Annotated in this window: 12 protein-coding genes; 10 read left to right on the top strand and 2 right to left on the bottom strand. The window is 38.7% G+C overall.

Annotated features, from left to right (window positions below; translation table 11 throughout):
* Positions 1–38 precede the first annotated feature (38 nt).
* Together DK207_RS04985 and ligA are read left to right on the top strand one after the other, a co-directional pair.
* Complete coding sequence (locus tag DK207_RS04985; protein ID WP_109440223.1) at positions 39–1079, top strand: cell division protein ZipA C-terminal FtsZ-binding domain-containing protein; 1041 nt, start codon at positions 39–41, stop codon at positions 1077–1079.
* Positions 1080–1151: 72 nt separating this feature from the next.
* Positions 1152–3179, top strand: a complete 2028-nt coding sequence (gene ligA / locus DK207_RS04980) for an NAD-dependent DNA ligase LigA (protein WP_109440222.1) — start codon at positions 1152–1154, stop codon at positions 3177–3179.
* Between the two features lie 55 nt (positions 3180–3234).
* Here ligA and DK207_RS04975 read toward each other — a convergent pair whose 3' ends face one another.
* Positions 3235–4290, bottom strand: coding sequence for an SDR family oxidoreductase (locus tag DK207_RS04975; protein ID WP_109440221.1), 1056 nt, complete (start codon positions 4288–4290; stop codon positions 3235–3237).
* A gap of 351 nt (positions 4291–4641) precedes the next feature.
* Here DK207_RS04975 and ftn point away from each other — a divergent pair, with 351 nt between their 5' ends.
* Positions 4642–5106, top strand: coding sequence for a heteropolymeric bacterioferritin subunit Ftn (gene ftn / locus DK207_RS04970; RefSeq protein WP_109440220.1), 465 nt, complete (start codon positions 4642–4644; stop codon positions 5104–5106).
* A gap of 48 nt (positions 5107–5154) precedes the next feature.
* On the opposite strand, the gene DK207_RS04965 is transcribed toward ftn, so the two are convergent.
* On the bottom strand, positions 5155–5736 hold the full coding sequence (locus DK207_RS04965) for a peroxiredoxin (RefSeq protein ID WP_109440219.1): 582 nt from the start codon (positions 5734–5736) through the stop codon (positions 5155–5157).
* Positions 5737–5859: 123 nt separating this feature from the next.
* Between DK207_RS04965 and DK207_RS04960 the strand changes: the two genes are divergently transcribed.
* The 7 genes from DK207_RS04960 (at position 5860) to DK207_RS04930 (ending at position 12059) form a co-directional block, all read left to right on the top strand.
* Positions 5860–6183 (top strand): DUF6176 family protein, encoded by a 324-nt coding sequence (locus DK207_RS04960; protein ID WP_109440218.1) that lies wholly within the window; start codon positions 5860–5862, stop codon positions 6181–6183.
* 30 nt (positions 6184–6213) lie between these two features.
* A complete protein-coding gene (locus DK207_RS04955) occupies positions 6214–6948 on the top strand; it encodes a hydrolase (protein WP_109440217.1) in 735 nt (244 codons plus the stop codon).
* A 302-nt stretch (positions 6949–7250) separates the two neighbouring features.
* Positions 7251–8546, top strand: a complete 1296-nt coding sequence (gene bioA, locus DK207_RS04950; RefSeq protein ID WP_109440216.1) for an adenosylmethionine--8-amino-7-oxononanoate transaminase — start codon at positions 7251–7253, stop codon at positions 8544–8546.
* Positions 8533–9687: an 8-amino-7-oxononanoate synthase gene (locus DK207_RS04945; RefSeq protein WP_109440215.1), complete on the top strand. Its 1155-nt coding sequence runs from the start codon at positions 8533–8535 to the stop codon at positions 9685–9687. The genes bioA and DK207_RS04945 overlap by 14 nt, the downstream gene beginning before the upstream one ends.
* Entirely contained in the window at positions 9678–10436 is a 759-nt protein-coding gene (bioC, locus tag DK207_RS04940; RefSeq protein ID WP_109440214.1) for a malonyl-ACP O-methyltransferase BioC, read from the top strand. Before DK207_RS04945 ends, bioC begins: the two co-directional genes overlap by 10 nt.
* Positions 10433–11077: a dethiobiotin synthase gene (gene bioD / locus DK207_RS04935; RefSeq protein WP_109440213.1), complete on the top strand. Its 645-nt coding sequence runs from the start codon at positions 10433–10435 to the stop codon at positions 11075–11077. Before bioC ends, bioD begins: the two co-directional genes overlap by 4 nt.
* A 310-nt stretch (positions 11078–11387) precedes the next feature.
* Positions 11388–12059, top strand: a complete 672-nt coding sequence (locus tag DK207_RS04930) for a hypothetical protein (protein ID WP_109440212.1) — start codon at positions 11388–11390, stop codon at positions 12057–12059.
* Positions 12060–12073 lie beyond the last annotated feature (14 nt).

Genomic DNA, 12073 nt, shown 5'->3' with positions numbered 1-12073 from the left:
ACAGGCAAAAGAATACGGGTTAGTTGCGGAGTCCTAGTATGGAAGTGAATACAATAATAGGCATTGTTGTCGCCGTTGTAATTATGCTTGTTGGTTTGACCATGATTTTAAGAAAACCCAAACCAGTTGAACCTTCATTAGAAGCAGAATTACATATTAATCCTGAAAGTAATCAGCCTGTAATTCCTCGTCATGTACGAGACCAACTTCTACAAAATGACGTGGTGAGTCCAAGCACTGAACGTGTTGAACCTCGTTTAAATGATGAAGCGGTTGAGGTCGAACCACGCAATGAATCACCAAAACAAGACGTGATTGTTGAAGAAAAAGTAGAACAACCGCTAGATGAGAAAGCTGAAGATACCATCAGTGAGGTTGCAGTTACCTCGGAAACAGATGTTGAAGAACAAAAATCAACTCAGGAAACGACTGAAATTGACTCATCCCTCACTGAACAAGTGGTGAAGGTTGAAGAGTCGGATACAACCACAGAGGAAACTCAGTCAGAGCAAATTAAAGCTGAACCAGAGCTGAGTTTAAATCCTAATATTGAAACTGTTGAAATCGCTGAATTTGATGGAGAAAGCAATATTCTGGATGTACATTTGCATGAACAACAACGTTATGATGATGAAAGTGCATTAGCTACAGCTGAACAGATTATTGCATTAAATGTTTATCCAAATCCTCGCCGTGCCTTATCTGGTGATAAAGCGCTAAAAGTTTTACTCAAATATGGTTTACGCTATGGAGAAATGTCTTGCTTCCATCGTTATGAAAATACCGATGAGCCAAGTGCTTTGATGTTCTCTGTCTTACGTATTACCGACCATGGACCTGCAGGTTTCGATTTGGAAACCTTATCTGGTGAACAGGTTCAAGGCTTGGCATTTTTCTTGGCATTACCAAATAGCAAAGCAGTCACTGGTTATGACATGATGACCAGTATCGCGGGCTTAATTGCTCGTGAAGTGGATGGCAAAGTCTATGATGAAAATAACTTAGAGTTTACGCCGCAATTGAAAGAACATTGGCGTCACCATGTGATTGACTATCGTTCAAATCAAGCAGCGACCTAATTAATCTTTTATAATGAATTGAGTGAAAAGTTATAGGGCGGTTTTTCCGCCCTTTTATATGGTGAAAAGTAAATGGAACATAATTCAGTGATTGAGCAAATGCGTCAATTAATTCAGCTCATTGCAAAACACAATCATGCTTACTATGTGATGGATCAGCCTTCGATTTCAGATAGTGAATATGACCATTTATTTCATCAGCTTAAAGCATTAGAACAACAATACCCTGAATGCATCCAAGCAGATACCCCAACCAATAAAGTGGGTGGTCAAGCACTGTCGAAATTTGAAAGTGTGACTCATGTTGTACCGATGTTGTCATTGGGCAATGTCTTTAATCAAGAAGAGTTATTTGCTTTTGCCCGTCGTATAGATGAGCGTTTACCCAATCAGAAAGTGCAATATGAAGTCGAGCTGAAACTAGATGGTTTAGCGATCTCACTTTGGTATGAAAATGGTGTGTTGGTGCGTGGCGTGACGCGTGGCGATGGTGAAACTGGTGAAGATATTACTCAGAACGTGAAGACCATTCGCAATTTGCCGAAGGTTCTATCAGGTCAATCTCAAGCTATACCACAGCTTTTAGAAGTGCGTGGTGAAGTATTAATGCCAAAACAAGGGTTTGAAAAGCTTAATGCTGATCAAGCGGCCAAAGGTGAAAAAACTTTTGCGAACCCCCGAAACGCTGCAGCTGGTAGTTTAAGACAACTTGATCCTAATATCGCAGCATCACGTCCTTTAGCATTCTATGCTTATGGGATCGCACAGTGTCAACCACATCACGGTTTAGCAACGATGCATGACAGTTTGCATTGGCTTACCAAATTTGGTTTTGAAATCGCCGAAAGACAATATCTTTGCGAGTCGATTGAAGAAGTTCAACAACGTTATGAGCAGATTCAACAAGAACGCCCAGATTTAAATGTTGAAATTGATGGCATGGTAGTAAAGGTCGATGACCTGAAACAGCAACAACAATTGGGCTTCTTAAGTCGTGAACCACGCTGGGCAACTGCTTATAAATTTCCAGCACAAGCAGCTTTAACCAAAGTCGAAAATATAGATTGGCAAGTCGGACGTACCGGAACACTGACACCGGTTGCACGTCTTGCACCTGTATTTGTCGGTGGTGTAACTGTTTCGAATGTGACTTTACACAATATCGGGGAAATTCATCGTTTAGATGTGCGTGTTGGTGACACGGTGAGTGTATATCGTACTGGTGATGTGATTCCAAAGGTTGAGAAAGTTTGGACTGAGTTCCGACCTACTGATGCGGAGATTGTTCATCTCCCTACGAATTGTCCAGTATGTGATTCACCAGTGGTCATGCCAGAAGGCGAAGCTTTAGCACGTTGTTCAGGTGGCTTGTATTGTGCTGCGCAACGTATTGAAGCCATTCGACACTTTGTTTCACGTAAAGCTCTTGATATCGAGGGTTTGGGTGATCGTTGGGTTGAGTCATTGTTACATCTCGATTTACTGAAAGATGTGGCAGATATTTATCACCTGCATGAACATCGGGCGACGTTACTGACCATTGAAAAAATGGGTGAGAAATCGGTTCAGAACTTAATTGATGCCATTGAAGCCAGTAAAAAAACCACATTAGCGCGTTTTATTTATGGTTTGGGTATTCGTGGTGTTGGTGAAACGACAGCACGTATGCTTGCAAATACCTTTCAGACCTTGGATGCTTTGAAAGCAGCTGATGTTGAAGAACTTAAGAAAACTCCTGATGTCGGTGATATTACTGCTGAATGGATCGCTGACTTTTTCCAAGCACCGCATAACATCGAAGTGTTAGATCGTTTAATGGCAGCTGGCATTCATTGGGATGCACCGACAGCACCGACTCGTCAGCCACTCAATGGTGAGAGTTGGGTCGTCACAGGAACATTGGAAAGTATGGGGCGTGATGAGGCAACACAACGTCTTCAAGCGCTGGGTGCTCGAGTAAGTGGCAGTGTTTCCAGTAAAACTAAATGTGTAGTTGCGGGTGAGAAAGCGGGCAGTAAATTAGAAAAAGCGCAAAAATTAGAAATTCGAGTAATGAATGAGCAAGAATTTTTAGACTTTTTGGCTCAATATCAAACCTAATTGACTTGAAGATTTGAACAAATAAAAGCCGCTTTAAAAGCGGCTTTTTGATGAGTTAAAGATATTTTTTAACGACACCGTCATCGAGTAATTGTTGAAAGTGTTCAACGACGCTAGATTCAATATCTCGGTATTGTATTCCCAGCTCTTGTTGACTCTTTTTCGCATTAAAATAAATTGGATAACCCATATTGAGTTCAACGAATGATCTCGAAAATCCAGCGAATGGTCCAAATAATTTAAATGCTGATTTTGGGAGTTGATTACGCGGGAAAGGAAAACGATTGCCAAAATTCTGACGTAAGATTCTCCCCATTTCCAATAAACTTAAAGTTCCACCACTGATAATATAGCGTCCTTTTGCATTGGTGTTACTTGCAGCTTGAATATGTGCATCAGCTACATCACGGACATCAACGATGCCATTCCACATGGGCGGTACACCGAGTAAAGTCATACCATTGGCAAATTGCTGTAAAACTTCAACACTACCTGATTGTGTATTGGCAGTTAATGATGGTCCCATCACCAATGCTGGATTAATGCAGACTAAATCCCAACGATTTTGTTGTTCAGCCATTTCCCAGGCTTTACGTTCTGCTGCAACTTTTGAAAATGGATAAGGTTGATGAGTTTCACTGCTGGTATTGTTCCAGTGGCTTTCATCAAATTCATTGTTTTTAGTATCAAGAATCTCAATCGCATCGCCATAAGTTGATGCAATACTTGATGTCAGTACCACACGTTTGACTGATTCAGTTCGATTGACGCTGTTTAAAACATTCTCAGTGCCAATCACAGCAGGCTCAATAATATCTTTTACGGCATCTTTATAGTTTGTCACAACGAAAGGTGAGGCGGTGTGAATAACGATTTCACATCCTTTCATTGACTTATCAAACGCCCCAGCTTGTAATAAATCAGCTTTAAAAAAATGAATCTGTCCTAAAGATTTTTCTGCGATGTCGTACAGATGTTGGATTTTATCTTTTTTTGATGGATCACGAACCGTTGCATGAACGATATATCCCTGATTCAAGAGTCGTTCAATAATCCAACCTGCAATATAACCCGTCGCCCCAGTCACTAAAATCGGTTTGCTCTTATCCATTTTGTATTTCCGCATGCTGCTTTTTGTAAATGATTCTATTTAGCGAATTTTACCTAAATACACAACGGTTGAAAGAATTTCTTACTTTTTACTTGAAAAATGATTTAAATAAGAAGCATTGCTAACCGTTACAAAAATTAAAATAAAGGGGGTCATGACTATTCGAGTGACGTGCGACACCTGAATTAATTGCAAACGCTTATTTTATTTCAATAAATTAGTTTAATGAGAACTGTAAATGCGTATGTTTCTCATTTTAATTTTATAAAAATCATGGGTTTACGTGTCTGTGAGCTTTGCAATTTTAATCGAACTTACGCATAATAACGGTAATCGATAGGAGTAAATATTATGCGTGGCAATCCAGAAGTCGTCGACTATTTAAATATGCTCATTGGCGGTGAATTGGCTGCTCGTGATCAATATTTAATCCATTCAAGAATGTACGAAGATTGGGGCTTGAGCAAGATTTATGAGCGCATTGATCATGAAATGCAGGAAGAAGCCTCACATGCAGATGCAATTATTCGCCGTGTTTTGTTTTTAGGCGCGCAGCCAAACATGAACCGTGAAGACATTAATGTTGGTACGGATGTGGTGAGCTGTTTAAAAGCAGATTTAGCACTTGAATATCACGTCCGTGAGAAATTGGCGACAGGTATAAAATTGTGTGAAGAAAAAGGTGATTTTATTAGCCGAGATATGTTGCGTCAGCAACTTTCAGATACGGAAGAAGATCATACTTATTGGTTAGAAAAACAATTACGATTGATTGAGTTAATCGGTTTGCAGAATTATATTCAATCTCAAATGTAAGATGTTTCAAATAAAAAAACTCAGCCTTGGCTGAGTTTTTTTATAACCTCATGATTTATTTTTCTGCAAGGTTTTTAAATCTTTTAGAACCTGATCAGCATGAGTTTGTGTATTAACACTTGTATAGTGATATATCACCGCACCTTTTGGATCAATTAGAAAGCTTTCTCGTTTAGCGATTTTAGTAATACCTAGATTTCTCACGATGCCAAATTTTCCAGCAAGCGTTCCTTTTTCATCTGCCAGAATTGGAAAGGGTAAGCCTAACTTTTCTGAGAATTTTTGATGTGAAGCAACATCGTCTAAACTCGCGCCTAGTACAACAGCATTTGATTGTAAAAACTCAGGGTAGAGTGCTTTGAATTGATTGGCTTCTTGGGTACATCCAGCTGTGTCATCTTTAGGATAAAAATAAAGTACGATCCACTTACCTTTATATTGATTTAGGGTATGCCATTTTCCATCTTGATCTTGTAATTTGAAATCTGGTGCTGAGTGTCCAACCCATTCTTTTTGTGCTGTATTCTGTTTAGAAAACAAAGTATTTTGTGCAGTACTTAAACTGGGTGTAGTCAATAAAAACAGTGAACTACACACTATAAGAACTTTGGACTTTATTGTGTTCATCATCATGATCTCAACGTATGATAGACAATTACTTTAGCAAATTTAGAAATTTGATGTGTTAGTAATTTTTTTACAGATGTTTTACGCGATATAAGCGTAAAAGTAGATGGTAATAAAGGAAAAGAAATGGACGTTGGCGCAGTTTTGATCAAATTAAAGCAAGATAGTTTAGTAAATGTAGAAGCATGGAAAAAAGAAATTGAACAACGGAAAGATGAAGCTATTCAGACTCTACAAGCCGAAGGTGTAACAATTGAATCTTGGTTTCATTTAGAATTGGACGGGAATAATTATTTAATCGCATATATGCGCGCGTATGACATTGCTCTTGCTCAGCAAGTTGCACGAAATAGCCCTTTTGAAATTGATAAGGTTCATAAGCAGTTCAAACAAAATTGGGAGAGAGTAATTCCTGCAAATCTATTGGTAGATTTGGAAAATATTGATTAGAAAGAGATATAATTTTTTGAGTTTGAATGATTGGGTTATAAGTTGAAGTATAAAATTTTACTTATCACTGGATGGGGTGGTGGTGCGGAATTATTAAAACCTTTACATGAGGGATTGGAGCAAAAAGGGCATATCGTTGAACGGATTAATATCTTTAATGGCCTAGACAATCAAATTCTGCAACAGCAAGTGGAATTGGCAGAAAAATTTGATGTAATTGTGGGATGGTCACTTGGTGGGCAATTGGCGAGTTTATTAGTCCATCAAATAGAAAAACAATATTCTCAACAAAAGATTTTAATCACTTTAGCGTCAAATCCTTGTTTTGTTGCTCAAACTAATTGGACGACAGCCATGCCAGTTGAAACTTTTGTTCAGTTTAAACAGTCATTCGAACAGGATGCGATTAGCACATTAAAACGTTTTGGCTTATTGGTCTGTCAAAGTACAAGTTCGGCTAAAAAAGATTTCTTAGCCATGCAAAAATTGATTCGGCCACAACCAATTGCGCTATTGATACAGGGCTTACAGTTATTAGAAGAATTAAATTTGGTTGAGTTGTATAAAAATTATCAGGGGAGGCAGTTGCACGTCTTTGCAGAGCATGATGCTTTAGTTCCTTACCAAATTACTCAAAATATCCAGAATTTAGCTGCAAAAAATCTATCTGTTATTTCTATTGAAGGTGCTTCTCATGGTTTTCCATGTTTTATGGTGGAGAGGACTGTGCAAGTAATTGAAGATTTTATTCAAATGACGGTTTAATCTTGCTTGAATTGAGAGTTCTCGCAATATATTTTAGATTTTGACAAGTTTAAGATTATGCATACGGATTTTAAATCTGTTAGGGCGGAGTCGTGCTGAGTTTTAATTTAATTTCAGGATAAGCTTTCAGCTAGACTTACTTTGGTTTGGCCCAAATGAGAAGAAAAGCTTCGCAAGAAAGGCATTTGTTAAGCTGATGGTACATCCTTGATACCACAGCTTAATAGGCGGCATCCATGCCGCCTCCATGATCGTAGATACTGCCATGAATTTAATTGGCTTAGGATGAGGAGTAATAACGGATGACCGATTTATTTGATTTAGAACATATATGGCATCCTTATACTTCGATGTTAAATCCATTACCAACTTTTAAAGTCAAACGTGCCTATGGCGCAACGATTGAATTAGAAGATGGGCGAACTTTAGTGGATGGTATGTCATCATGGTGGTGTGCGATTCATGGTTATAACCATCCTGAACTCAATCAGGCGGTTGCAGACCAATTACAGAACATGGCGCATATCATGTTTGGTGGTTTGACGCATGAACCTGCGATTGAACTGGGTAAACTCTTATTAAAAATTACGCCTCCGAGTTTAGATAAAATTTTCTATGCTGACTCAGGTTCAGTTTCAGTTGAAGTGGCTTTAAAAATGGCAGTGCAGTATTGGGCTGCATTGAATCAACCTAAGAAAACCAATTTTATTACTACACGTTCTGGTTATCATGGTGATACTTGGAATGCGATGTCTGTGTGTGATCCTGTCACGGGAATGCACCAGATTTTTGGCTCAAGTTTACCGAATCGAATCTTTGTACCCGCGCCACAAAGTCGCTTTGATGGTGAGTGGAATCCACAAGATATTCAAGAGCTCAAACACCAGATCGAACAGCATCATCACAGTATTGCTGCACTAATTATTGAACCAATTGTGCAAGGTGCAGGAGGGATGCGTTTTTATCATCCTGAGTATTTGCGCCAAGCCAAAGAATTATGTGAGCAATTCAATTTGTTGTTGATCTTTGATGAGATCGCAACAGGCTTTGGGCGCACAGGTAAAATGTTTGCTTGGGAACATGCGCAAGTTGAACCCGATATCATGTGTATTGGTAAGGGCTTAACAGGGGGGTATATGACCTTGTCTGCAACATTAACGACTAAACAAGTGGCTGAAACCATTAGTTGTGGCGAAGCTGGCGTGTTCATGCATGGTCCAACCTTTATGGCAAATCCTTTAGCTTGTGCAGTTGCTTTAAGAAGTACTCAATTATTGGTTGAACAAGACTGGCAGAGTAATATTCAACGTATTGAAAAGATTCTTGTTGAGCAACTAAGTGGTTTAGCACAGCTTGAATACGTTGCTGATGTACGTGTTCTAGGTGCGATTGGTGTGGTTGAATTAACCTCTAATGTAGACATGAAAACCTTACAGCAGCAGTTTGTGAAGCGTGGTATTTGGGTACGACCATTTGGAAAATTGGTCTACGTGATGCCGCCGTATGTGATCACAGATGAGGAACTACATTACTTATTAGAACAGATGAGTGAAGTGGTGAAAAATATGCAAGGAGCAAATGCCGATGTCCTTGCTTGATCATTATGCTGAGCAGCTTGACCACCTTAAACAGCAAGGTAATTTTCGTCAATTTACTTCAAATCAACAGCGGGGACGATGGATCACCATTCAAGATCGAACCATGTTGAATTTGGCATCCAATGACTATCTAGGTCTGGCTGCTAATTTAAGTTTAAGAGAAGAATTTCTCGATACTTTGCAAATCGACCGCGCATTATTTAGTTCTTCTTCTTCGCGTTTACTGACAGGTAATTTTGCAGAATATGAACAGTTTGAAAATAGCCTAAGCAAAGCTTTTGGTCGAGCTGCCTTGCTCTTTAATAGTGGCTATCATATGAATATCGGTATTTTGCCTGCCTTATGTGATAGCAAAACCGTAATTTTGGCGGATAAACTGGTTCATGCCAGTATGATTGATGGTATTCGTCTATCGAATGCTCAATATGTGCGTTATCGTCATAATGATTTGCAGCATTTGGAACAGTTATTACAAAAGTATCAACAAGATGAAAATATTGAACGTATTATTGTCGTGACTGAAAGTATTTTTAGTATGGATGGTGATGAAACGGATTTAGCTGCCTTAGCTCAGTTAAAGCAACGTTTTGTCAAAACCATGCTATATGTTGATGAAGCTCATGCCATCGGCGTGAGAGGTGAGCAAGGATTAGGTTGTGCTGAGCAATATGGCGTATTGCATCAGATTGATTTCCTTGTTGGGACTTTTGGCAAAGCGATTGCTTCAATTGGCGGTTATATTATTTGTGATCCTATCATCCGTGATTATCTTATTAATAAAATGCGTCCTTTGATTTTCAGCACAGCATTACCACCAATCTCGATGGCATGGTCTGACTTTATCTTTAATAAAGTTTTAAATATGCAGCAGCAGCGTCAGCACTTGGCTGAGATCAGTCATTTTTTACAGCAGGCGGTGATTGCAAAAGGTTTTTCAAGTCCATCGAGTAGCCATATTATTCCAATTATTGTCGGCGAAAATAACGCAGCGATTGAAAAAGCACGTTATGTTCAGCAACAAGGTTTTTATGCCATGCCAGTGCGACCGCCAACAGTACCGCAAAATAGTTCACGTCTACGTATCTCATTAACGTCTATGGTTCAAAAAGCTGAATTAGAAAAATTGGTGGAATGTTTGTGAGTGTCGATAAAGCTTTAGTCGCTCAACGTTTTGCCAAAGCAGGGCAAAGTTACGTTGAGCATGCTGTAGTGCAAAAGCAGATCAGTGCACAATTATTTGAATATCTGAAAGCGTATTGTCCAAAGACTTTTGATTCTGTACTTGAGATCGGTTGTGGGTCGGGTAATTTAACGCATTTATTTCAGACTCATTTTCAGTTTGATCAATTATTTTTAAATGATCTTTATGAGGATGTTGATCAGCATTTTTCAACGATTCATAATATAGCTTGGTTGATCGGAGATATAGAGCAACTTGAATTACCATCAGAATTGGATGCGGTGATTTCGAGTTCAGCTTTGCAATGGATGACTGATCTACCTGCATTATTACAACGAATTCATGATGCGTTAAAACCGAAAGGCTATTTGAGTTTCTCTACATTTGGTGAAAATAATTTAATTGAAATCAAAAAGCTGACTGGGCAAGGTTTAAGTTATTATTCTAGTGATGTATTGAAACAGAAACTTGAAGAAAATGGCTTTGAGATTGTGTTTATACAAGAAGAACAAAAACATCTATATTTTGATGATCCTAAATTAGTGCTGCATCATCTAAAAGCGACGGGGGTGACTGCAACAGCAAAGTCACATCGTTGGACCAAGCAATCTTTACAGCAGTTCTATTTTGATTATCAACAGTTTCAAGATGAGCAAGGTTTTCGCCTAACTTATCATCCGATTTACGTGATTGCGCGGAGAAAAGCATGAGTGCAGCAATTTATTTTGTCAGCGGTATTGATACAGAAATTGGTAAAACTTATGCCACAGGTTATCTCGCCAAACTTTGGACCGAACAAGGGCAGCGTGTTATCACCCAAAAGTTGGTGCAAACAGGGAATATCGATGTGTCTGAAGACATCGAAAAACACCGTGAAATTATGGGGAGTGGCTGGTTTCAGGAAGATCATGAAAAATTGACCATGCCTGAAATTTTCACTTATCCAGCTTCACCACATTTAGCTACACGTTTAGATGGGCGTGAGTTAGATTTTGCCAAGATCGAAGCTGCAACTAAAGAGCTTGCTCAGCGTTTTGAGGTGGTGCTGTTAGAGGGTGCGGGCGGTTTAATGGTGCCTTTAACCACAGATTTATTGACCATTGATTATATTGCTCAACATCAATTTCCTGTGATTTTGGTGACTTCTGGGCGTTTGGGGAGCATTAACCACACATTGTTGAGTTTAGAAGCTTTAAAACATCGTGGTTTGAGTTTGCAGGCTTTGGTGTATAACTTAAAAGATGAATCGAAAGATCCCCTCATTTCTAAAGATACAGCAGATTATTTAAAGGCTTATGTGGCAAAGCATTTTCCTGATGCAGAATGGATAGAGTTGGAAAAGTTTAATTAACTTAAATTTTAATTAGAATCAAAATAGTGGCTCCTCATGGAGTATCGCCGAGTTCAAGCTAAAGTTAGGGATAAACCACTGAGTCTTGCGCTTCAGTTGAAATATATTTCAACTTCGTTCAGGTTCGCCCTACTTTGGTTTCGCCCAAAGTAGGCAAAGGCATTGTCATCCACAAAACCTGTTCTCTTTCTGTTATTGTTTTTATTATTTCGCAGAAACAATATATTGCAAAATTCACGCAGGTTGTGGATGACGTTTCCGAGTATCATATTTCATGTGAGATTTTCGATAGTAAAAAGTAAGGTTTAAAATGAACAAGAAAAATAAATTAGTTCTATCCATTTTATTTGGATTTTTGATTCCAGTCTCAGCATCCTATGCTGCTGTACCATCAGATAAAACCATCATTAGTTGGATCACAAACCTACAAAATTCAAATGCGAATCCTCAGCAAGCTATTCAGATTGATCACACGGAAAAAGTAAAATTAATTTCAGGCGAAGAAGCTTATTTGTCTGGTGTTAGTTTTGAAAATGCTGGGCGTAACTTTTGGGCAGGTTATGTGCTGACCCGTCCAAAGCTCAAACAAGCGAAAATTTTAAAAGAGTTTGGTGGTCAATCGAATACATTTAAAGTTCATCCAACGATGTATAAAGGTAAATCGATTGAACTGGTTGAAATCGAAAGTGCTGGGTCGGGACAAGGAACTGTTGAAGCTACTAAAAGTTTAGTTTATTTGAGCCAATGGAATGCCAAGTTGATTACTGAAGTTCAGGAGTCTTCTAATGCTGGTCGCTATGACGAAAAACTTGATGCAGAAGATTGTCGTACAGGATCAGATAACACGGGTTATTTAAATGTAATGCCGTATTCGCCTTATGTTGTGAAAACGACGGTGACAGGAAATGCCTGCAATGACAAACCGAAGGGATATAAAGTTAATAGTATAGTTCTTCCTATCGTAATTAAGGAAATAAAATAAAAAAAGCTAACAAG

This window comes from Acinetobacter haemolyticus, assembly GCF_900406815.1.
Lineage (GTDB): Bacteria > Pseudomonadota > Gammaproteobacteria > Pseudomonadales > Moraxellaceae > Acinetobacter > Acinetobacter haemolyticus_A.
Note: the sequence above shows the minus strand (reverse complement) of the source record. Positions and strands in the feature narration are given on the sequence as shown.

Excerpts from the sequence above, each read along its gene's own strand:
- DK207_RS04985 (WP_109440223.1), top strand. The coding sequence starts at position 39 with ATGGAAGTGAATACAATAATAGGCATTGTTGTCGCCGTTGTAATTATG.
- ligA (WP_109440222.1), top strand. The coding sequence starts at position 1,152 with ATGGAACATAATTCAGTGATTGAGCAAATGCGTCAATTAATTCAGCTC.
- DK207_RS04975 (WP_109440221.1), bottom strand. The coding sequence starts at position 4,290 with ATGGATAAGAGCAAACCGATTTTAGTGACTGGGGCGACGGGTTATATT.
- ftn (WP_109440220.1), top strand. The coding sequence starts at position 4,642 with ATGCGTGGCAATCCAGAAGTCGTCGACTATTTAAATATGCTCATTGGC.
- DK207_RS04965 (WP_109440219.1), bottom strand. The coding sequence starts at position 5,736 with ATGATGAACACAATAAAGTCCAAAGTTCTTATAGTGTGTAGTTCACTG.
- DK207_RS04960 (WP_109440218.1), top strand. The coding sequence starts at position 5,860 with ATGGACGTTGGCGCAGTTTTGATCAAATTAAAGCAAGATAGTTTAGTA.
- bioA (WP_109440216.1), top strand. The coding sequence starts at position 7,251 with ATGACCGATTTATTTGATTTAGAACATATATGGCATCCTTATACTTCG.
- DK207_RS04945 (WP_109440215.1), top strand. The coding sequence starts at position 8,533 with ATGTCCTTGCTTGATCATTATGCTGAGCAGCTTGACCACCTTAAACAG.
- bioC (WP_109440214.1), top strand. The coding sequence starts at position 9,678 with ATGTTTGTGAGTGTCGATAAAGCTTTAGTCGCTCAACGTTTTGCCAAA.
- bioD (WP_109440213.1), top strand. The coding sequence starts at position 10,433 with ATGAGTGCAGCAATTTATTTTGTCAGCGGTATTGATACAGAAATTGGT.
- DK207_RS04930 (WP_109440212.1), top strand. The coding sequence starts at position 11,388 with ATGAACAAGAAAAATAAATTAGTTCTATCCATTTTATTTGGATTTTTG.